Source organism: Pseudoclavibacter sp. RFBA6, assembly GCF_002931575.1.
In the GTDB taxonomy this organism is placed as follows: Bacteria; Actinomycetota; Actinomycetes; order Actinomycetales; family Microbacteriaceae; genus Pseudoclavibacter; species Pseudoclavibacter terrae.
The window spans coordinates 125369-144842 of record NZ_PSUA01000015.1 but is presented as its reverse complement, the minus strand read 5'-3'; the positions used below and the strand labels follow the sequence as shown (position 1 = coordinate 144842).

Below are 19474 nucleotides of genomic sequence, written 5' to 3'. Positions count from 1 at the left end.
ACCGCGGCCGCGAGCATGCGCCCGCGGCCCGGGGCAGACCTACGGCGCCTGCGGCCCCTTCTGCACGGGGATGACGCCCGTGCGGGCCGGCGGGTTCGGGAAGAACCAGAGGATGGCGCCGGAGAGGATCCAGATGATGGCCATGCCGGCGACGAGCCAACCAGCGTCGAACCCGGCGATGAGGCCTGCGACCGCTGCGCCGATCGCGGCGGCGGTGACGCGCAGTCCTGCCCCGATGGTGAAGACCTGGGAGCGCACGTTCGGCTTGCTCTCCTTGTCGCGCAGCAGCATCATGGCGGCGTTCGCGGGCGCCGCGAAGAGGCCGGCGACGAAGACGGCGGCGAACGTGAAGCCGACCGGGAGCGCAGGGACGGCGATGAGGAGGAACGCGCCCGTCGCGACGAAGCCCATGCCCATGACCCACACGGGGCCACGCGTGGTCCAGGTCCTGATGGCCATGAAGAGCGCGCCGGCGAGGCCGCCGATGGCGTAGGCCGTGACGATCCAGGCGGCGGATGCTTCGGAGCCGGTGCGTTCCAGGGAGATGGCGATCGCTGCGATGCCGAGCGCGCCACCGGCGATCTGGCTGACGGTGCCGGCCGTGGTGACGATCGCGATCGGCTTGTGCCGCACGAGGTAGGTCATGCCGCGGGCGATGGTGCGGCCGAGCCCTTCGACGGCGCCTTCCTTGGGGTGCATCCGGATGCCGAATCCGGCCATCGCCCCGATGAACGCGAGGGCTGCGAGGAGCACCATCGCGAGCCGAGCGGACCCGGCGAGCGGGATCGCGAGCGCGGCCAGTGCGGGCCCGCCGACCGAAGCGATCGTGTAGGACAGGGCGTCCTGCGCATACGCCTTCCGAACGGGTTCGATGTTGTCCGGCGCGAAGCTCGAGAGGCCGCCCATGTATGCGGGGGTCACGAAGCCGGCAACCGCGAGGATGAGCGCGATCACGCCGATCGGCAGGGTGCCGAGCTGCGACGCGAACAGGTACGCGGCGGCGGTGATGGCACCGCCGATGATGAGGAGCAGGCGGGGTCGGCGCATCCGGTCGAGGAGCGCGCCGACGAGCGGCGCCGCGATGACGCTCGGGAAGAGGGCGACGGCGACGAGGAACCCGCCGACCGCGACATCTCCGAGCTGTTCGACGGCGAGGAGGGGAAGAGCGACGACCGCTCCGGCGTTCGCCAGTCTGAGGGGGATCGAAGTCGACTGGTACCGCCAGATGCCGCTCATCTGAGAACTGAACTCCTCACTGCAACGCCGTCAGAGACGCGGCAGACGATGCCGCGGAAACCCAGCCTACGTCTCGCGGGAGGCGTGGGGCGGCGCTGCGAAACGTGCCGCAACGAGTCGAGGCGGGGGTTGTGAGGGGCGGTTCGCGCGGTCCGGTTTCGTCTCGTTCGGCGTTCAGTCGCCGAGCTTCTGGTCGAAGTCCTTCGGCGCGAGGGCGAGCGCTTCGGCTTCCTCACGGCTCAGCTGCTGAGCTTCGCGCCGCGACTTCCGTGCGTTGAGGAGGTAGTGGATGCTCGTGGGCACGACGGTCGCGAGGACGGCGAGGATCAGGATCACGTCGATGTACTCGCGGATGAAGTCGCCGAGCACGGGCACGTAGCCGAGGAGGTAACCGGCGAAGGTGAGGCCGGACCCCCAGATGAGGGCGCCGATGAGGTTGTAGATCGTGTACTTGCGGTAGTCCATCTTGCCGACGCCGGCCGCGACTGGAGCGAACGTGCGGACGATGGGCACGAAGCGGGCGACGATGACGGCGAGGCCTCCGAAGCGCTCGAAGAACGCGTTGGTGCGTTCGACGTTCTTCATGCTGAAGAGGCCGCTCTCCTTGCGTTCGAAGATCCTCGGGCCGGCCTTACGGCCTATCAGGTAGCCGACCTCGCCTCCGAGGAACGCGGCGAAGCCGATGGCGAGGCACACCCACCAGATGTCGAAGCCGATGCCGGGGTAGAAGGCGAGGAGGCCGGTGATGAGGAGCAGTGTGTCGCCGGGCAGCAGGAATCCGACGAGGAGGCCGGTCTCCGAGAACACGATGAGGCAGACGACGAGCAGCGCCCAGGGGCCCGCGCCGTGAATGATCGTTTCGGGGTCGAGCCAGGGGAAGAGTGTGGGAACCACGGAAGATGCATCCAGTCGCAGAATTCTTGAGGTGAACGAAGGGTATCCCCTGCGGATGGGCGAAGAGGGGGCGATTCCGCCAAGCGCGGGCGTCGATCGTGGTGCAGCTCGCGGTCTGGACGTCCAGGCAGGGGGAATCGCTCGCCAACGTGCGCGGGTGTCTCCCCGTCGCCGACCTCGTCGACTGGGCGTGTGTCGACGTCGAGGACGTGCCGCCGGGGCCGTGGCTCAGGCTGGTCACCACCTCCGCGGTGCAGTAGGCGGGCCGCGAGTGGCACCGCGGGGTCGGGATGTCGGCGGTGGGTCGTAGCTTGAGGAGGCGGCGGTGAGTGCGTCGGCGCTCCTGCGCGTGGGGCCGCGTCGGAGAGAATCTACTGTGGATATCTCGTAGATATATTCGAGAAAATAGTAGAGTGGAGCTGGATCTTGGGGGAGGTCGAGATGAGAGATGAAACGCAGAATCTGCGCGGCGACGAGGCCTCGTGCTCGGGCGCGCTCGGTGGTTCTCCTGCTTCGGCTGTTCGTCCTTGCTCCGATGCCCCGGGGGAGGCCGGAGTCGGACCCCGGATGAGTGACGTGCCGTTTCCGGCAGGTGTTGCGGCGTCTGTTCGCGAGACCGCTGTCAACGCGACTCCGGGAATCGAGGCGCTCATCGACGGGCGCCGTCCCGTCGCATCCCTCCTCGACGCCGAGTTCTTCGCCGCATTCGAAGAGCTCGCCGCTCGCAAGCGGATGTTGGACGCGACCCTCCTCGAGATGACTGCCGAGCTGCTCGGGCGCGACGAGGTCACCCCCCTGGCGTTCTCGGGGTCGCTGGTGCGGCGCGGCGGCTTCCGGTCGGTGCACGAGGCCGTGCAGCAGACGCTCGGGCTCCGTCGAGGTGAGGCGGGCGTCCTGCGAGAGCTCGCGGACGCGACTCGCGAGACGATCAGCATGACGGGTGAGCCGCTGCAGCCGACGCGGGGCCACGTCGCGGTCGCCGTCGCAGAAGGGCGAGTGACCCTCTCACAGGCATCAGCGATCGTCAGAGGGCTCCGTGAGGCCTATGGTCGCGCTGATGCCTCCGGTCTCGATCGTGCGGAGTACGAGCTCGTGCAGGCAGCCTGTGGACTCACGCCAGAAGACGACGAGCCCGCCTCGCCGGAGCGCCTCGCCAAGCAGGCGGCCGTGTGGGTTGCCTTCCTCGACCCCGACGGTGCGGAGCCGAACGCGGAGCGCCAAGCCGAGAAGCGCGGTCTCTCCTTCACGCGCCGCTCCGACGGTATGGTGCAGGGGCGACTCCTCGCGACGCCCGAGCAGGGCGAGATCCTGCAGCGAGTCCTCGACGCGTACCTCTCGTCGAGGCGCGATCACGCCTGCGACGAGGAAGACGCCGGCCATGACGCCACGCTTCGTGCGTCCGGTGCAGTCGGTGCGTCCGGTGCAGTCGGTGTGCCCGATGCGTCCGGTGTGCACGAGCCTGAGGCGCCGATCCAAAACGAGCGCAGCCCATCCCAACGGCGCATCGACGCGCTCGTGTCGGTGTTCGCGCAGCATGCTGAGTCCCCGGGCGCGCCGCGCACGGGCGGCGAGGCTCCGACCCTGGTCGTCTCGGTCACTCGCACAGGGCTCCTCGGAGCCATCGACAGCCTGACCGATGGGCCGCGCTTCGAGCACTCCGGCGAACCGGCCCCGATCGAAGTCGCAAGGCGCATCCTGTGCGACGGAATCGTCCGGGCCGCCCTCGTCGACGACGACGGAGAAGTGCTCAAGCTGGGTCGCAAGCGACGACTCTTCAGCCCCGCTCAGCGAAGAGCGATCTTCGCCAGAGACGGCTGGTGTCGGGCACCCGGGTGCGAGTTCCCCGACGACATGGTCGAATTCCACCACGTCAGACCCTGGTGGCAGGGCGGTCTCACCGACACCCGCAACGGCATCGCGTTGTGCAGCTTCCACCACCACGAAGTCCACCTGGAGAGGCTTGCCATCGTGCCCTCGACCGACCGCGCATGGAACGTCGAACCCGCAACGGGGCCACGGAACAGGCGCAGCCAGATTCGCGCGCGTGACAGCGCGGCGCGCGCCGTGGAGTTCAGTACCTCCGTACCCGAGCTCGTCGCCGGCACCGCCGCCAACGCCGCCGCCGGCACCGTCGCCGGCACCGCCGCCAACGCCGTCGCCGGCACCGCCGCCAACGCCGTCGCCGGCACCGCCGCCAACCCCGCCGCCAACCCCGTCGCCGGCACCGCCGCCCAGGCGCTGTCGACCGGCGGCTTGCGAGACTAGGCGCATGCCACGAATCCGCGAACTGCACTTCCCACCCCTCGAAGTGATGAAAGGTCGTTGGGCACTGGCGGCCGCCATAGAGACGGCGATTCTCGGTGAGAACAGCCAGAACGCGCGCGCCGACCGCCACGGCTGGTTCTACTCGGACGGCGGCGGCAGCTGGGCTCGCCTCACTCCACTCGCCGACGGCCGCGCCGTGCTCAGCGGCATCGACCGCGACCACTCCGAGACGCATCAGACGGGCATCGACCCCACCGCCGGCCTCCCCGACTGGGTGATCGAGCACGTCGAGGCCGCGGTTCGCGATGAATCGGGTCGCGAGTGGACCAGGGGTGACGAGCAGCCCTGGCTCGGGTTCGTCTCCTGGCTCGACCGCGGCGAAGCCAACTGGCACACCGTCGACCACGGCGTCGCCGACGGCCTCGACCGGCACCTGCTGCCCGTGCTCACCGAACAGCGGACGCTCGACGCCGCAGACGACTGGTTCCAAGGCGCCGCCATGGAACTCGACGACCCGGAATCAGCACCAGAACGCGTGGACGCAGAAGCCGTTCTCCGCGCCGCACAGCTAGGCCCAGACCTCACGTGCGACGCGCTCGCCGCCGTCCTGCCCTTCGAGGGGATGCACGTGGAGGCCGCGCTCCGAGCAGCCAGGACGTTCGCCAACGGGCCAGCCGCCTGAGCAGGGCAGAAGCCCTCGGCGAGCCGGCCCGTGACGGAGGAACGCTAGTCGCGTTGCGTCGAGGTGCCCGCAACCTGATCGGACCCCTCTGCGGCCGAGGTGACCGGGGCCGAGGTAACCGGGGCCGAAGCAACCGTCGTCGACGCGCCCGTCGCCGACGCCGCGCCGACCCCTGGCGTCTCTGCGACACCGTCACGCCCTGCACGAGCGCCCCGGGCCGCCGCATCCAGCTCCTCAGCCTCATCGCCGCCAACCGCCTCACCGCGGGCGACCAGCCCGGCGACATCCGACAACGGGATCTGCTTCAGGAACAGCGACAGCAGGAACGCGAGCGCGATGAACGGCACGAGATACCAGAACACGGGAGCCAGCGCATCCGCATACGCCGTGACGATGCCATCTCGAACCCCGTCGGGCAGCTGCGACAGCGTCTGCGGGTCGATCGACGACGTCGCCGCCGCCGCATCCGCCGGGCTCGCCCCGCTCGCCGTGAACACCGACGTCAGGTTCTCGGTGAGGCGCGTCGTGAAGATCGCGCCGAACACCGCCGTGCCGAGTGCGGCACCCACCTCGCGGAAGTAGTTGTTGGTGCTCGTCGCCGTGCCGATCTCCGCAGCCGGAACCGCGTTCTGCACCACCAGCACCACCACCTGCATGATGAGACCGAGCCCCGCCCCGAAGAAGAACAGGAACACGCAGATCAACCACACCGGCGTCTCCGCGGTCAGCGTCGTCATGGCGACCATCGCGAGCCCGGTCAGGACCGTGCCGACGATCGGGTAGATGCGGTACCTGCCCGTCTTCGAGATCAGGATCCCCGACGCGATCGACGTGCCCATGAGTCCCGCCATCATGGGCAGCATGAGCAGACCAGACGCCGCCGCCGAGGTGCCGGACGACATCTGCAGGAACGTCGGCACGAACCCGATCGCCGCGAACATGCCGATACCCAGCGTCAGCCCGATAGCCGTCGCGTTCACGAAGATCGGGTTCTTGAAGAGGCCGAGGGGGATGATCGGATCCTCGGCACGCGACTCGACGAAGACGAACAGTGCCGCCGCGACGAGCAGGCCCAGGCCCCACGCCCACGTGACCATCGAGCCCCAGCCATGCTCAGCATCCGCACCGAAGTCGGTGAAGAAGATGAGGCACGTCGTCGCGGCCGACAGGAAGATGACGCCGAGGTAGTCGATGCGCTTCGTCGCCTTCTTGCTCGGCAGCTTCAGCGCGACGACCGCGATGACGAACGCGGCGATGCCGACGGGGATGTTGATGTAGAACGCCCACTGCCACGTCAGGTGGTCGACGAAGTAGCCGCCGAGTAGGGGGCCACCGACGGCGGACAGGCCGAAGACCGCGCCGAGCGGGCCGAGGTACTTGCCGCGTTCGCTGGCCGGCACGATGTCGGCGATGATCGCCTGCGACAAGATGATGAGGCCACCGCCGCCGAGCCCCTGGAGGGCACGGAACACGACGAACGCCCAGAAGCTGTCCGCGAAGGCGCACCCGACCGAGGCCAGCGTGAAGATCGCGATGGCGATGAGGAACAGGTTCCGTCGCCCGAGCACATCGCCGAACTTGCCGTAGATCGGCATGACGATGGTCGTCGCGAGCAGGTATGCGGTGGTGATCCACACCTGGTGGTCGACACCGCCGAGCTCACCGACGATCGTGGGCATCGCGGTCGAGACGATCGTCTGGTCGAGGCTCGAGAGGAGCATCCCGGCGATCAGGGCGCCGAAGATCGTCCAGATCCTGCGCTTCGTCAGCAGGAACTGCGGCTCGGCAGGCGCGTGTGCGGTGGAGGTCATGCGTTGGTCCGTTCGAAGAGTGATGGGGAATGCGGCGAACCGCGGGGATGGCAGAAGGTCAGCCGTGCAGCACGGCGCGCACGGCGTCGACGCGCCTGCCGACAACCGTCTCCATGTCGTCGGCGTTGTCGGTCGTGAAGAACTCGAACGCACTCGCCCGCATGACCGACATGAGGATCTGCACCGCCGCGGAGGCGCGGAGGTCACCTGCAGGAAGCCCCTCGCGGCGCTCGACGAGGGCCACGTCGCGCTTCTCGTCGCTCGACATGTGCTCGAGCACCCGCTTGAAGAGGCGCGGCTCCTGGTCGATGACAGCCATGACCTCGCGCACCCGCTCCGGGTCGGGCTCAGGGTCGTCCATCCGCCACCGCTCGAGGGCGAGACGCGTGAGCGCCTCCAGGAGGTCGGGGCTCAGGTGCTTGCTGTGCGGGTCGCCGCCAGCTGCGAAGTCCTCGTCGAGGTGCGCCGTGTCGCGCCGGGCGGAGATGCCGAGAACTGCGTCTTCCTTCGACGCGAAGTAGTTGAAGAACGTCCGCCGGGAGATCCCGACCTGCTCGCACAGCTCCTCGATCGTGAAGCCGGCGAGTCCCGCATCAAGGGCTCGCCTGCGGGCGGCCGCCGCGAGGTCGCGGCTCGTTCGCGCCATCTTGCGGGCACGCAGGCTCATTGCACTCTCTGTCACTAGTGCAGTATTGCACTTTTCGTGGAAAGTGCAACGGGCTCTGCGAGGAGATGTGGGGCCTCCCCGTGCGCATCCGTTGCCCTACGCTGTCCCCGAGTACCCAAGGAGACCAGATGGCCGAGATTCCGCACATCACGATCAGCGCCGGCTTCATCTTCGCGATCATCGACCTGATCATTCGCGTCATCGCGATCATCGTCGTGCCCCGCAACCGCAAGCCGAGCGTCGGCATCGCCTGGCTCATGGCCATCTTCCTCATCCCGTACGTCGGTGTCGTCGCGTTCCTCCTGCTCGGCAGCTTCCGCCTCCCCGCCAAGCGCATGGAGCGCCAGCAGGAGGTCACGACCTTCATCAACATGGCCGTCTCGAGCGTGGAGGTCGAACCCACCGAGCACACCGACCCGCCGTGGTTCGACTCCGTCGTCGCCCTCAATCGCACGTACACGGCGATGCCGCTCATCAGCGACAACGAGGTGGTACTGCAGGGCGGCTACGAGGAGACGATCCAGGCGATGGCCGCCGAGATCGACACGGCCGAGAAGTGGGTGCACATCGAGTTCTACATCCTCGCCTGCGACCACACCACTCTCCCCATCTTCGACGCCCTCGACCGGGCAGCCGCTCGTGGCGTGAGCGTGCGCATCCTGCTCGACCACATCGCGTCCATCCGAGTGCCCGGATACCGCAAGCACACGCTGTCCCGCCTCAAGGCCCTCGAGCGGGCAGGCGCCGAGTGGCACTACATGCTGCCCGTGCGTCCGTGGCGCGGCGAGTACCAGCGGCCCGACCTGCGCAACCACCGCAAGCTGCTCATCGTCGACGGCAACTCCGCCTACCTCGGCTCGCAGAACGTCGTCGACTCCACATACAACAAGCGCGGCAACATCCGCCGCGGGCTCCACTGGCACGACCTCATGGTGCGCCTCGAGGGTCCAGCCGTGCACGCCGTCAGCGCCGTCTTCATCACCGACTGGTACTCGGAATCGGGCACGATCATCCCCGAGGACCTCACCGACGTCGAGACCATGCCGCAGGAAGCGCGGATGGACTGCCAGATCGTACCGAGCGGCCCCGGCTACCCCAGCGAGAACAACCTCCGCCTCTTCCTCAACCTGCTCTACGTCGCCCAGAAGTCGATCATCATCACGAGCCCCTACTTCGTGCCAGACGAGTCGATGCTCTACGCGATCACCACCGCAACGGCCCGCGGCGTGGTCGTCGAGCTGTTCGTCTCCGAGATCGGCGACCAGGCGATGGTCTACCACGCGCAGCGCTCCTACTACGAGGCGCTCCTGCTCGCGGGGGTGCGTATCTGGATGTACAAGTCGCCGACGATCCTGCACGCCAAGCACTTCACGATCGACGACGAGGTCGCCGTCATCGGGTCCTCGAACATGGACATGCGCTCGTTCTCCCTCAACTTCGAGGTGTCGCTCATGGTGCGCAGCGCCGACTTCGTCGAGGACCTCCGCGAGGTGCAGCAGGACTACCGCGAGCACTCGCGCGAGCTCACGATGTTCGAGTGGCGCAAGCAGCCGATGCGCTCGACCGTGCTCGACAACCTGGCGCGGCTCACGGCGGGACTGCAGTAGGCGCAGCCTGGGTGTTCTCCCCGACTGGGGTCCGGGCGCGCGGCCGATGTCGGTAGTCGGGAGTAACTTTGCCAGTGGGTTCAACTGAGCCCAGAACTACCGACGCGTGCAGGAGTAACGAGTCATGCAGAAGATCATCCCGAACCTGTGGTTCAACAAGAACGCTGAAGAAGCTGGCGAGTTCTACGCTTCCATCTTCCCGAAGACGACGACGTCCGTGGAGGCCAGATATCCCGAGACCGACCTCCTCGACTTCCAGAAGGAGTTCGCCGGTCTTCCGCTCGTCGTGGGCGTGGACATCGGCGAGTACCGGTTCACGCTCATCAACGCGGGCGACCAGTTCAGGCCCAATCCGTCGATCTCGTTCATGCTCAACTTCGACCCCCGCGTGCTCGGTGAAGACGCGGCGTCGGCACGCGAGGAGATCGACCGGGTCTGGGCAGGGCTCAGCGAGGGCGGCAAGGCCCTCATGCCGCTGCAGGAGTACCCGTTCAGTCCGCACTACGGCTGGATCGAAGACCGGTACGGCGTGAGCTGGCAGCTCATGCTCGTCGACTCCGACGGGCTGAGCACGGCTGACGAGCCCCGTCCCTTCATCGTGCCGAGCCTCATGTTCGGTCGCGAGGCGCAGAACAGGGCGCGCGAGGCCATCGACCTCTACGTGTCCCTGTTCCCAGAGTCCCGTGTCGGCACCATCGCCGAGTATCCGGCACCATCTGGCCCGGCCGTGGCCGGGGCGATCATGTACGCCGACTTCCAGCTCGCGGGTCAGTGGTTCGCCGCCATGGACAACGGTGCCGGGCAGGAGTTCGGCTTCGACTGCGGTGTCTCGCTCGAGGTCGGCTGCTCCGACCAGGCAGAGATCGACCGCTACTGGGACGCGCTGAGCGCCGTCCCCGAGGCGGAGCAGTGCGGATGGCTGGCCGACAAGTTCGGTGTCAGCTGGCAGATCGTGCCACAGAACATGGGCGAGCTGATGGCGAGGCCCGGGGGGTACGAGCACATGATGCAGATGAAGAAGCTGGTCATCGCCGACTTCTGATTCCTAGCATTCCGAGGTGTGCTCGCCGCCGGGATTCGAACACATATTCCCAGCATTCGTCGGGCCATCGGCCAGGAGCGCCGCCTACTGTCGCGGACATGGCAGAGACACACGAAGGCGAAATGCTCGGCGCGACCGAGCCCGGCGAGAACGGTACGGAGAAGGACCCGTCGACGTGGGTCACCGGCGATGAGCCGATGACCGGCGCGCAGCGCAGCTACCTCGACACGCTCGCTCGCGAGGCGGGCGAGGAGATACCTGCGGACATCACGAAGGCGGAGGCGTCGGAGCACATCGACCGTCTGCAGCACGAGACCGGTCGCGGCGAGAGCTGACCCCTGACGGGCTCGCCGACGAGAAGAAGGCCGGGGCGGTGCAGAATCTGCGCCGTCCCGGCCTTCGTCGTGGAGCGGATGACGGGAATCGAACCCGCGCTATCAGCTTGGGAAGCCGATCAGGGCGTGGGGAGTCGTCCGAGTGGTGCGGAATCATGCGGAAGTGGTGAGCGTTGGTAGCGACGAGTCCATGGCGTTCCAGAGCGTTTGTGACATATCTGAGGGATCTCGTGACACAGTCCACGCGTAGCCTGCCCGCATGACTCAGTCCTGCGATTGCAACTGCCAGCCCGTTCAGCGCTACTTGACCGTGAGCCAGGTGGCTGAGCGCATCGGCTACACGCCGAAGACGCTCTACAACTGGCGCGGACTCCACAAAGGCCCGCCCGCGGTCCTCCTCGACGGCTCGCTGCGGTACGAGAGCATCCGACTCGAGGCGTGGATCAAGAACAATGTGGTGCCCGCGTGATGGAACGGCTGCTCACCGAAAAGGAGACAGCCGAGCTACTCCAGCTGCGGCAGCAGCTCCTCCGAGAGTGGCGCGACCTCGACAAGAAAGATGCTGGTCGTCGCGGTCCGCCGTTCAAGAAGCTCGGACGAGCCGTCAGGTACCGAGCGACCGAGGTCTCGGCATGGATCGACGCGGCAGGTGACATCGATGTGTGACGTTGAGCTCCTCTCGCCGGAGCAGCTGTGCGAGCGAGTCCCCGGCCTCACTGTCGAGTCGCTCAAGAAGTCCCGCTACCGCGGAACCGGCCCACCGTTCATGAAAGCCAACGCCAAGGTCGTGCTCTACGACTGGCACTCGTACATCGAGTGGCTCCGACAGACCGAGACGACGAAGAGCAACAGGCGTCATCGCTGACGTGATGTCCTTGCGCGCACTCTATGGGATCACGCAAAGTGCATCCCTCGTTTGGGATGCGAGCTGATGCAAGTGCATCACCTAGCTCGGATCTGAAATCGAAGCTCGAGGCCGTCCACGCGGCGGACACCCCGTTCCGGTCCCGGGACCGGAGGCGTTCCCTCTAGCCGCGCCCACGCCAGAAGGTTCCCGGAGGCGGGAGGGGTCGTTAAGTTTGACCCCTCGTTTCGTAGCAGAAGTGGCACGATACAGCGCATGAGCGATGTCGCAGGAGCTTTCGATCGTGCAGAGTCGCGCGAGCAGTTCGAGGAGGCCGGTCGACGCTTCGGCGCAGCCTTCGAGCGGCTACAGAAGTACGTTGAGCAGATCGATTCGCTCGGCGTATCCACGTCCTCATCGCTCAGTGCCGACGACCGTGCGACGGCTCGGGACCCCATCTCGCATCAAGTCCAAGGCGCGCTCGTTGTCGCGACGGACCATATGGGCGCACTGCAGGGTCTCATCGCCCACGGCAAGACCTTGCCCACGTTCGGCGCATACTCGATCACACGTCCAGCACTGGAAGCAGTCGGCAGCGCGCTGTGGCAACTGCTCCCGCCATCACGAGACCTACGCGTCATGCAGTCCCTCCAGGTCATGTACGAGTCGGAACGCGACCTGAGAGTCGCAGCTGCGGAGATGACCGGGAGTAGGCCCAAGGCGAATGACACGATCCCCACTGATGACCCGCTCCGCGGACGCATCGAAGAGCTTCGCGATGCCCGACCCGCGCTCGTTGGGCGCAGATACGAATCGGTCGCCTCGATCACTCAACGGCTCCAGTACGTGGACGACCACTACGGCAGCCATGGCATGGACCGCATCACCGGGATGTGGCGGGTCGCCAGTGGCCTCGCGCACGGGCGCAGGTCGATGAGCACGAACGCGCTGGACAGGCGGATCTCGGGGGCCAGTGAAGGTCGAGTCAACGTCGTGCTCTCGGCGTCGCTCTCTTCTGTCTGGAACATCTACGATTGCGCAGAGAAGCATCTGGTCCGGCTCATGAACCTGTTCGAGCAGCGAGGACAGCCGAGGGTCAGCAGCGAGGAGAAGATGGAGCTGCCTCTGTGGTTGAGTGCCCCCGTGTGCAGTCCTAGCCGGCATCAGTAGGCCGGCGCCATGCGCGAGTCTCATCACCATCTCGGTCGGCACACGTTTCGCAACATCAGATATGCGGGGGAGTGTGACACGGGCCGCCGACAAAAACGGCGTCACCAACGGAAAATCTGTCCCGACGAATATGTTGGTGACATGGACTCGGTGGTTACGTAGTGGGCAGACGCCGTGTATCGTTGGTGGCGGTAGCGGGTGATGCAATAGGCACCAGAGCGCCACTTCGAGAAGCCCACGCCATGTGCGTGGGTTTCTGCGTTAACGGCATAATCGTTGCATGCTGCTTGCCTACATCGACGAGATCGGCGAGACGGGCGCGTTCGTCTCCAAGACTGACAAAAAGTTCAAGACCAGCCCGGCGTTCGGCTACGCCGGGTTCATCGTGCCGGAGAAGCACGCGCGTTCGTTCGCGCAGAGATTCACTCACGACAAGCGCACCTTGTTCGCTGAGGAGGTCGCGGAAGCGGAGCACCCGGGCCGGTGGGAGAAGAAGGGCTCAGAAGTCTTCCACCACTACACCGCTGCGAACTACCCGGAACAGATTCGCCTCTTCACTGGCCTCACACGGCAGTTGCGCGAGTGGTACGGCGGGCGGCTGTTCTACTACGCGAACGAGAAGCCCATCGGAACGCCAAATCAGACCAAGCTCGACAAGGACGCGCGGGAGACCGCTGGTATGCGCGAGGCACTGAACCGCCTGTGTACCTACGCGGAGAGCAAGGACCAGCAGTTGATGGTCATGATCGACCAGATCAACGAGAAGGAGCGCGCCAAGAGGCTCCCACTGATGTACGGGCACATCTTCGGGCGATCATCTGAGCATCCGGAGATGAAGCGCATCATCGAGCCGCCCATGCACATCGACAGTGCCCTCAGCGCCAACGTGCAGTTCGCTGACTGGGTTGCGGCGGCAACGACACGAGCTATTGAACGCCAGCTGCTTGCCAGCGAGCAGGAGCGAAGCTCATGGGTTCCGCCCGTGCTGGCTGATCCGATGCGACGGGCGTTCACTGCCGAGTCGAAGCTGCATCTTTTCAAGAACCCGCTCCCTGACATTCACGGCGGTGCGGCGTTCCAGAAGTCCCGACCCATTGCTGGTCGCGACGGGGCCAACCGCGTGATGGACGTGGTCACGCCCGCACAGTTCCAAGCTATGAAGGCAGCCGCTGAGCGCGCGAAGGTTCGCTGAGCCGCACCTCAGATTATCGGTGGTCTATGCGACCATCCCGTCATGACGATAAACGCGCTGCCACTCAGGGACGACCACCGCCTCCTCTGCCCGAACTGCGGTGACGAGCACACATGGGTCAACAAAGTCGACGTGTCGAGCTCCTCAGGCAGTGGCCTGCGAGTCATTGCCTCGGGTGAAGACGACGCGTCGATCGTGAAGGCACAACCCCTCCGCGCGACCGCCAACGGGCGACGCTACGAGGTGGTCCTCTATATCGGATGTGAGATGTGTGAGCAGGAGAGCAGCCTCGCCCTGATCCAACACAAGGGTGAGACGGAAGTCGTCAGAAGCTGGGACGACGAGGCCTAGGGGCACCCGCCCCGCCCCTCCCGTCCCGGCGCCCAGCGCCTTCCCCGGCGTAGTCGCGTTTTTTGCACACGGAGTTCTTGCGGTCTGTCATTACGGCATCTGACGTTGGTTTGGCCTGTCCGAAAATCCCCGGTTCGTTGCAGCCCTTGACCCCTGATGCAACTCTGTGTGCATCACACCCCCGCGTAACCGACGAACGGAGCCCACGTGTCCGACGACGCACAGGAGCTAGACAAGAACACCGCCATGCAGTTGTTCGAGCACTTCGCGTGCAACAACCAGTGGAATCAGCACACCGAGGACGCCTCATACAAGCGCGTGTACTCATCCATCGCATTCGCCCTGCGAGGCAGTGAGATCCGAGCCGCCCTCGTCGCACCAGGGGACAAAGTGCACAAGTTCTTTGTCCTCACCGACAAGCTCGTGTTGGTGGCCCAGTACGAGCGGCGGCAAGACCCCGCGGCCAGGCCGTTCGTTGAGGTTCGTAGCCTACGAGACCTCAAGCGACTGAAGGTGGCGACCGCTGGTTCGCTGTTCTCCACGGAGTTCGGCTTGCCCGCTTGGCCCCGAAGCCTGGAGATCGAAGCCGATTTCGGGGACGGGTGGTTCAAGTTCGAGCCGTACTTGAAAGACATCAACTCGAGCTACCGAGCCAGCATCACCACGACCGTCTACGAGACGCTGTCGAGCCATCTCTGACGCTGAGACGAACGACGCGGCCCTGGTCACATGACCAGGGCCGCGTTTCGCATCAGTGCTGCTACGGAACGTCGCTACCGGAGGTCGCCCGGCACCCGGGACACGAAGTTGTCCCACCCGATCGTCTTGGGAGCAGTCGGCGAGCTGAACGCCAAGCCCACTCCGCAGCGCGTGCCGGTCGTTAGAAACTGAGTGTCAGAGGCAGTCGTCAGCAGAGTTCCATTGAGGTACGCGGAGAACGTGCCGTCCGACTTGGCCAAGGCTGACAGCTTGTCGCCGACAGCTACGACCCCGGTCGGTGCCAGCGAGAGCGTGCTTCCCGAGCCTCCCGACCGCTTCACGATCTGCACCCGCCCTGTAGCAGTCACAGACAGGCCGACACAGTTCTCACTATTCGTGCCGCGGATGACGAGGATCGGAGCGTTCGCCCAATCACCCGTGTACGCACCGATCTCCGCTTCGACGATGAAGTCCGGCGCGGTCGCCGTCACCAGAACGAACGCGCGCCCGAACTCTCCTGAGAGTTGCACGGTATCCGCCACAGTGTGGCTACGACGATGCTGAAAGCGAAGGTGCCGGTGCACGTCGTCGCCGGGCTGCTCGGGCACACGCCGGCTGTTCTGATGAAGGTCTACGCGCATGTCATCGGCGACGACCGCGTCGAGGGAATCGAGGCACTAAGGCGCGCGCTGGTGCACGTTTAGTGCACGTTTTCCCAACGCTTTGTGACAAATTGGGCACCTGCTCGTGACAAAGAAAAAGGCCCGGCCGGCGCATTCTCTGCTCCGGACCGGGCCTTTCTCGTGGAGCGGATGACGGGAATCGAACCCGCGCTATCAGCTTGGGAAGCTGAAGTTCTGCCATTGAACTACATCCGCGCACTCACAGGACCGCCTGCGAACTCGACCATCGTACATCGAAGCGACGTGAGGTCAGTAGCGTGCACCCGGTGACCCGGGAGCGTCAATCGCGCTTGGAGACGAGCGCGCGGATCACGAAGAACACGACGACCGCGACAATCGCGACGATGCTGAGCCTGGCCACGAACCAGGCAAGGTGGAAGAGCACATCCACGAGCCACCAGGCGACCACGACCGCGACGACGACCCCGACGATGCTCCACACGTTTCTGCTCACGCATCGAGGGTAGACCCACGGCCGTCGAATGCAGGTGCCCGTCGAACTCCCCGCCATGTTGCAGTAGCAACGCAAAGCGTGGAATTCTGGACCGGTACCAGGTCGTGGGCGCTGGGGGGAACCGCGCCGCGACTTCCATGAACTCCGGGGGGAAATCATGAGCGATTCACCGCGCTCCGAAACGAATCTGCTGAACCGTCGAGCCGTCGTGAAGGCGGCAGCCTGGGCGGCGCCCACCATCGCGTTGGCCGTCGCCTCTCCAGCGCACGCAGCATCGCCGGGTCAGCAGCCAGCCGGGCTCCAGGGGTGGATCGCCTTCGCTCACCCAGATGCCGACACGACCTCCAGCTACACGGTGCACGGGTACGACACCGGAGCCCACGCGTACGGAACCTACGGGCTCTGGGTGACCAACACCAAGGCGACATCGACGATCACCGGCATCAGGATCTACCTGCACTACCAGCCCGGACCGGCGGCGTGGTCGCCTCGTGCAGAGAGCTCGAGCTGGAGCGACCTCAAGCCCGACGGAACGACCACGATCGACGGAGTCGTCCACCAGACGTATCGCATGGACTACGTCGGGTCCGTCACGCCGGCGAACGGCGTCACCAAGATCCGGAACGACATGTTCTTCGAGTCCGACGAGATGTCGTTCGACAAGCGACCCTCCTTCTACATCGACCGGTACGTGATCGTCGACGGAGTCGAGCTCGCCTTCCGCCGCGGACGCGACCAGAGCGACTACACGCCGCTCAACGACAACACCCCGCCCAACCTTCCGTCCACGGAGCCCAGCGGGCGACTCTCGCGCATGACGGGGGACACGTCCGCCGGGATCGACTCGTCACTCGCGCCCGCGTAAGCAGGAGACGACGACACGCTCGCGGCAAGCGCGTGGGCGCGGCCCCTCCCGAGCGACGTGCTGCGCATCCACGCCTGCCGCGAGCAACCATCGAGCAACTAGGCTGGCCACGTGCTTCTCAGTGATCGGGACATCAAGCAGGGCGTCGAGACGGGCCGAATCGGCCTCGAGCCGTACGAGCCAGGGCTCATCCAGCCATCGAGCATCGACGTGCGCCTCGACCGGTACTTCCGGCTGTTCGACAACCACCGGTACCCGTTCATCGACCCGTCGGAGGAGCAGCCAGAGCTGACCCGACTCGTGGAGTCGAAGCCCGACGAGCCGTTCGTGCTGCATCCCGGTGAGTTCGTCCTCGCCTCGACGTTCGAGCGGGTCACGCTCGGCGACGACGTCGCCGCCCGCCTCGAAGGCAAGAGCTCACTCGGTCGACTGGGGCTCCTCACCCACTCGACGGCGGGATTCATCGACCCCGGCTTCACCGGCCACGTGACCCTGGAGCTCTCCAACGTGGCGACCCTGCCGATCAAGCTCTGGCCCGGGATGAAGATCGGGCAGCTCTGCTTCTTCCAGCTCTCGAGCGCCGCAGAGCACCCCTACGGGTCAGCGATCTACAGCTCCAGGTACCTCGGGCAGCGCGGACCGACCGCATCCCGCTCCTTCATGAACTTCACACGCGCGGACGTCTCCGTGACCGAGGCCGGCGCTCCCGGACAGTGAGTTCGACTCCGCTCAGGTGCGCCGAACATCTGCGCGAGGTTGCGGAAACCAGGAGGCGCGCGCGTAGCGTTGGCTGAACGTTGCCAACGATGCCCGTGCTCCACTGGGCTCGAGGCATCCGCACGAAGGATGCACGGCCATGCCACAGACACCACCGCCAGTTCCGGGGACCGGGGATCTCACACGGGAACCCACCTCCGCGGACATCCGCCGCTGGCGTCGCTACCTCGCCGATGAACGCGCCGAGGGGTCCGTGTACCGGGACCTCGCCGCGAAGCGTGACGGTGAGGAGAGAGAGATTCTTCTCGGCCTCGCGAACGCCGAAGTGCGCCACGAAGAGCACTGGCTGCGGCTCCTCGGGCCCGCCGGTGACGGCGGCGTCCGCGCTCACCTCGGCACGCGCCTCTTCGGCTGGTTCGCTCGCCGCTTCGGCTCGCTGTTCGTGCTTGCCCTCATCCAGCGCGCCGAGTCGAGGTCCCCGTACGAGCGGGAAGCGGATGCGACGCCGGAGATGGCCGCCGACGAGCGCATCCACGAAGAGGTCGTGCGCGGGCTCGCGATGCGCAGCCGGTCCCGCATGTCCGGCATGTTCAGGGCCGCCGTGTTCGGAGCGAACGACGGCCTGGTCTCGAACCTGGCCCTGGTACTCGGCATCGGCGCGACCGGAGCGTCGACCGTCATCATCCTCGCGACCGGGCTCTCCGGTCTGCTCGCCGGTGCCCTCTCGATGGCGGCCGGAGAGTACGTGTCGGTGCGGTCGCAGCGCGAGCTGCTGCAGGCATCCACGCCCAGTCCGGACACGCCGCAGACCATTCAGCGGCTCGACGTCAACGCGAACGAGCTGGAGCTCGTGTACCGCGCGCGCGGCATGGACGAGGCCGAGGCGCGCAGGTACGCGCATCGTGTGTTCGCGCTGCAGGGAGCTGACCCCGCCTCCGGCCCCATCGCCCTGCAAGCGGCGGATGAGGAACACGAAGAGCTCGGCACGGCGTGGACGGCGGCGCTCTCGAGCTTCGGCTTCTTCGCCGCCGGCGCACTCCTGCCAGTGCTGCCCTACATCTTCGGCCTGAGCGGGCTGACGGCCGTCATCGTCTCCGCGATCATCGTCGGCATCGCGCTGCTCACGACCGGAGCCATCGTCGGCGTGCTCTCCGGCGGCCCGCCGTGGCGTCGCGCTGGACGCCAGCTGCTCATCGGATACGGGGCAGCCGCCGTCACCTACGTCCTGGGCCTCATCTTCGGCGTTGCGGTTGGATAGGCCCCATGCCGATTCCTGAATTCGTCGCCGACCTGCGCGCCAAGATCGGGCCGGAGCATCCGCTCTGGCTTGCCGGTGCGACCGCTGTCATCATTCGTCCCCGTGCAGGCTCCGGCGCGATGCCGTTCGAAGGGGCTCGGACGCCTGCCGAGTCTGTGCGGACCGGTGAGACTGTGCCCGCCGGTGAAGAAGTGCTGCTGGTTCGCCGTTCAGACAACGGAGTGTGGAGTCCCGTGACGGGCATCGTCGACCCCGGTGAGCATCCCGCCACGGCGGCCGTGCGGGAGAGCCTTGAGGAGGCGATGGTCGAGGTGCGCGTCGACCGGCTCGTGCGGTTGAGCGTCTCGCCGAAGATCGTGCACGCGACGGGCGACCGGGCTCAGTACTGCGACCTCGTCTTCCGATGCACGTGGGTCTCCGGAGAGGCTGCCGTTGGCGACGACGAGTCGGTGGACGTCGCCTGGTTCCCGGTGGATGCGCTCCCCGACATGCCCGAGCACCTCGCGTCGCGCGTCGCAGTCGCGGTTGCCGACCGCCCCGAGTGCGAGCTGCTCGTCCATGGCGTCGCGCTGCCGATCGTCGCGCCGAACGGAACCGCGTAGCGCCTTCGAGTCACGACCGTGGGCATGATGGGCTGCCCACGGCTGTGACAGGCCCGACTCGGAGCGCGCCGTGTCCAAGATGAGTGCGATTTCCAGCCAA

General features: G+C 66.3%; 24 protein-coding genes and 1 tRNA gene. 18 read left to right on the top strand and 7 right to left on the bottom strand.

All coding sequences use genetic code 11. From position 1 onward, the window contains the following. Positions 1 to 39: 39 nt before the first annotated feature. Both C5C17_RS15385 and C5C17_RS15380 read right to left on the bottom strand, forming a co-directional pair. Positions 40 to 1236, bottom strand: coding sequence for an MFS transporter (locus C5C17_RS15385; protein WP_104254278.1), 1197 nt, complete (start codon positions 1234 to 1236; stop codon positions 40 to 42). Positions 1237 to 1410: 174 nt separating this feature from the next. Continuing rightward, positions 1411 to 2130 (bottom strand): DedA family protein, encoded by a 720-nt coding sequence (locus tag C5C17_RS15380; RefSeq protein WP_104254277.1) that lies wholly within the window; start codon positions 2128 to 2130, stop codon positions 1411 to 1413. Between the two features lie 98 nt (positions 2131 to 2228). On the opposite strand from C5C17_RS15380, the gene C5C17_RS18700 reads away from it, so the two are divergent. The 3 genes from C5C17_RS18700 to C5C17_RS15370 all read left to right on the top strand — a co-directional run bounded on the left by C5C17_RS18700 (position 2229) and on the right by C5C17_RS15370 (position 5077). Then, complete coding sequence (locus tag C5C17_RS18700; RefSeq protein ID WP_181028635.1) at positions 2229 to 2390, top strand: hypothetical protein; 162 nt, start codon at positions 2229 to 2231, stop codon at positions 2388 to 2390. Between the two features lie 316 nt (positions 2391 to 2706). Beyond that, the gene (locus C5C17_RS15375; RefSeq protein WP_181028634.1) at positions 2707 to 4395 is read left to right on the top strand and encodes an HNH endonuclease signature motif containing protein; all 1689 of its coding nucleotides are present in this window, start codon (positions 2707 to 2709) and stop codon (positions 4393 to 4395) included. 4 nt (positions 4396 to 4399) lie between these two features. Next, entirely contained in the window at positions 4400 to 5077 is a 678-nt protein-coding gene (locus C5C17_RS15370) for a hypothetical protein (protein WP_146079205.1), read from the top strand. Between the two features lie 44 nt (positions 5078 to 5121). On the opposite strand, the gene C5C17_RS15365 is transcribed toward C5C17_RS15370, so the two are convergent. Continuing rightward, positions 5122 to 6888, bottom strand: coding sequence for an MDR family MFS transporter (locus C5C17_RS15365; protein WP_104254274.1), 1767 nt, complete (start codon positions 6886 to 6888; stop codon positions 5122 to 5124). Positions 6889 to 6946: 58 nt separating this feature from the next. Next, a complete protein-coding gene (locus tag C5C17_RS15360; protein WP_258066243.1) occupies positions 6947 to 7570 on the bottom strand; it encodes a TetR/AcrR family transcriptional regulator in 624 nt (207 codons plus the stop codon). 113 nt (positions 7571 to 7683) lie between these two features. On the opposite strand from C5C17_RS15360, the gene cls reads away from it, so the two are divergent. The 10 genes from cls (at position 7684) to C5C17_RS15310 (ending at position 14795) form a co-directional block, all read left to right on the top strand. Further along, positions 7684 to 9162: a cardiolipin synthase gene (gene cls / locus C5C17_RS15355; RefSeq protein ID WP_104254272.1), complete on the top strand. Its 1479-nt coding sequence runs from the start codon at positions 7684 to 7686 to the stop codon at positions 9160 to 9162. Positions 9163 to 9286: 124 nt separating this feature from the next. Continuing rightward, positions 9287 to 10204, top strand: a complete 918-nt coding sequence (locus tag C5C17_RS15350) for a VOC family protein (RefSeq protein ID WP_104254271.1) — start codon at positions 9287 to 9289, stop codon at positions 10202 to 10204. Between the two features lie 98 nt (positions 10205 to 10302). After that, positions 10303 to 10539: a DUF3072 domain-containing protein gene (locus C5C17_RS15345; protein WP_104254270.1), complete on the top strand. Its 237-nt coding sequence runs from the start codon at positions 10303 to 10305 to the stop codon at positions 10537 to 10539. 259 nt (positions 10540 to 10798) lie between these two features. Then, complete coding sequence (locus C5C17_RS15340; protein ID WP_104254269.1) at positions 10799 to 11008, top strand: AlpA family transcriptional regulator; 210 nt, start codon at positions 10799 to 10801, stop codon at positions 11006 to 11008. Then, the gene (locus tag C5C17_RS15335; protein ID WP_104254268.1) at positions 11008 to 11205 is read left to right on the top strand and encodes a helix-turn-helix domain-containing protein; all 198 of its coding nucleotides are present in this window, start codon (positions 11008 to 11010) and stop codon (positions 11203 to 11205) included. Before C5C17_RS15340 ends, C5C17_RS15335 begins: the two co-directional genes overlap by 1 nt. Continuing rightward, complete coding sequence (locus tag C5C17_RS15330; RefSeq protein WP_104254267.1) at positions 11198 to 11404, top strand: hypothetical protein; 207 nt, start codon at positions 11198 to 11200, stop codon at positions 11402 to 11404. The genes C5C17_RS15335 and C5C17_RS15330 overlap by 8 nt, the downstream gene beginning before the upstream one ends. Before the next feature lie 255 nt (positions 11405 to 11659). Further along, entirely contained in the window at positions 11660 to 12553 is an 894-nt protein-coding gene (locus tag C5C17_RS15325) for a hypothetical protein (RefSeq protein WP_104254266.1), read from the top strand. A 280-nt stretch (positions 12554 to 12833) separates the two neighbouring features. Then, positions 12834 to 13745, top strand: a complete 912-nt coding sequence (locus tag C5C17_RS15320) for a DUF3800 domain-containing protein (protein ID WP_104254265.1) — start codon at positions 12834 to 12836, stop codon at positions 13743 to 13745. Between the two features lie 42 nt (positions 13746 to 13787). Then, positions 13788 to 14096 carry a hypothetical protein gene (locus C5C17_RS15315; protein WP_104254264.1) on the top strand — a complete coding sequence of 103 codons (309 nt, stop codon included), beginning with the start codon at positions 13788 to 13790 and terminating at the stop codon, positions 14094 to 14096. A 207-nt stretch (positions 14097 to 14303) separates the two neighbouring features. Beyond that, a complete protein-coding gene (locus tag C5C17_RS15310) occupies positions 14304 to 14795 on the top strand; it encodes a hypothetical protein (protein WP_104254263.1) in 492 nt (163 codons plus the stop codon). Between the two features lie 74 nt (positions 14796 to 14869). On the opposite strand, the gene C5C17_RS15305 is transcribed toward C5C17_RS15310, so the two are convergent. Next, positions 14870 to 15325, bottom strand: a complete 456-nt coding sequence (locus C5C17_RS15305) for a hypothetical protein (RefSeq protein WP_181028633.1) — start codon at positions 15323 to 15325, stop codon at positions 14870 to 14872. Positions 15326 to 15340: 15 nt separating this feature from the next. Between C5C17_RS15305 and C5C17_RS15300 the strand changes: the two genes are divergently transcribed. After that, a complete protein-coding gene (locus C5C17_RS15300; protein ID WP_219820520.1) occupies positions 15341 to 15499 on the top strand; it encodes a hypothetical protein in 159 nt (52 codons plus the stop codon). Positions 15500 to 15599: 100 nt separating this feature from the next. Here C5C17_RS15300 and C5C17_RS15295 read toward each other — a convergent pair. Both C5C17_RS15295 and C5C17_RS18695 read right to left on the bottom strand, forming a co-directional pair. Continuing rightward, a tRNA-Gly gene (locus C5C17_RS15295) sits at positions 15600 to 15673 on the bottom strand. Between the two features lie 85 nt (positions 15674 to 15758). Beyond that, positions 15759 to 15932 (bottom strand): hypothetical protein, encoded by a 174-nt coding sequence (locus C5C17_RS18695; RefSeq protein ID WP_181028632.1) that lies wholly within the window; start codon positions 15930 to 15932, stop codon positions 15759 to 15761. A 157-nt stretch (positions 15933 to 16089) separates the two neighbouring features. Here C5C17_RS18695 and C5C17_RS15290 point away from each other — a divergent pair, with 157 nt between their 5' ends. From C5C17_RS15290 to C5C17_RS15275, 4 genes are all read left to right on the top strand, one after another. Further along, positions 16090 to 16797, top strand: a complete 708-nt coding sequence (locus tag C5C17_RS15290; protein WP_104254260.1) for a hypothetical protein — start codon at positions 16090 to 16092, stop codon at positions 16795 to 16797. 111 nt (positions 16798 to 16908) lie between these two features. Further along, positions 16909 to 17514 (top strand): dCTP deaminase, encoded by a 606-nt coding sequence (dcd, locus tag C5C17_RS15285; protein WP_104254259.1) that lies wholly within the window; start codon positions 16909 to 16911, stop codon positions 17512 to 17514. 139 nt (positions 17515 to 17653) lie between these two features. Then, positions 17654 to 18772, top strand: a complete 1119-nt coding sequence (locus C5C17_RS15280) for a VIT1/CCC1 transporter family protein (RefSeq protein ID WP_104254258.1) — start codon at positions 17654 to 17656, stop codon at positions 18770 to 18772. Positions 18773 to 18777: 5 nt separating this feature from the next. Further along, complete coding sequence (locus tag C5C17_RS15275) at positions 18778 to 19374, top strand: NUDIX domain-containing protein (RefSeq protein ID WP_104254257.1); 597 nt, start codon at positions 18778 to 18780, stop codon at positions 19372 to 19374. The last annotated feature ends 100 nt before the right edge of the window (positions 19375 to 19474 follow it).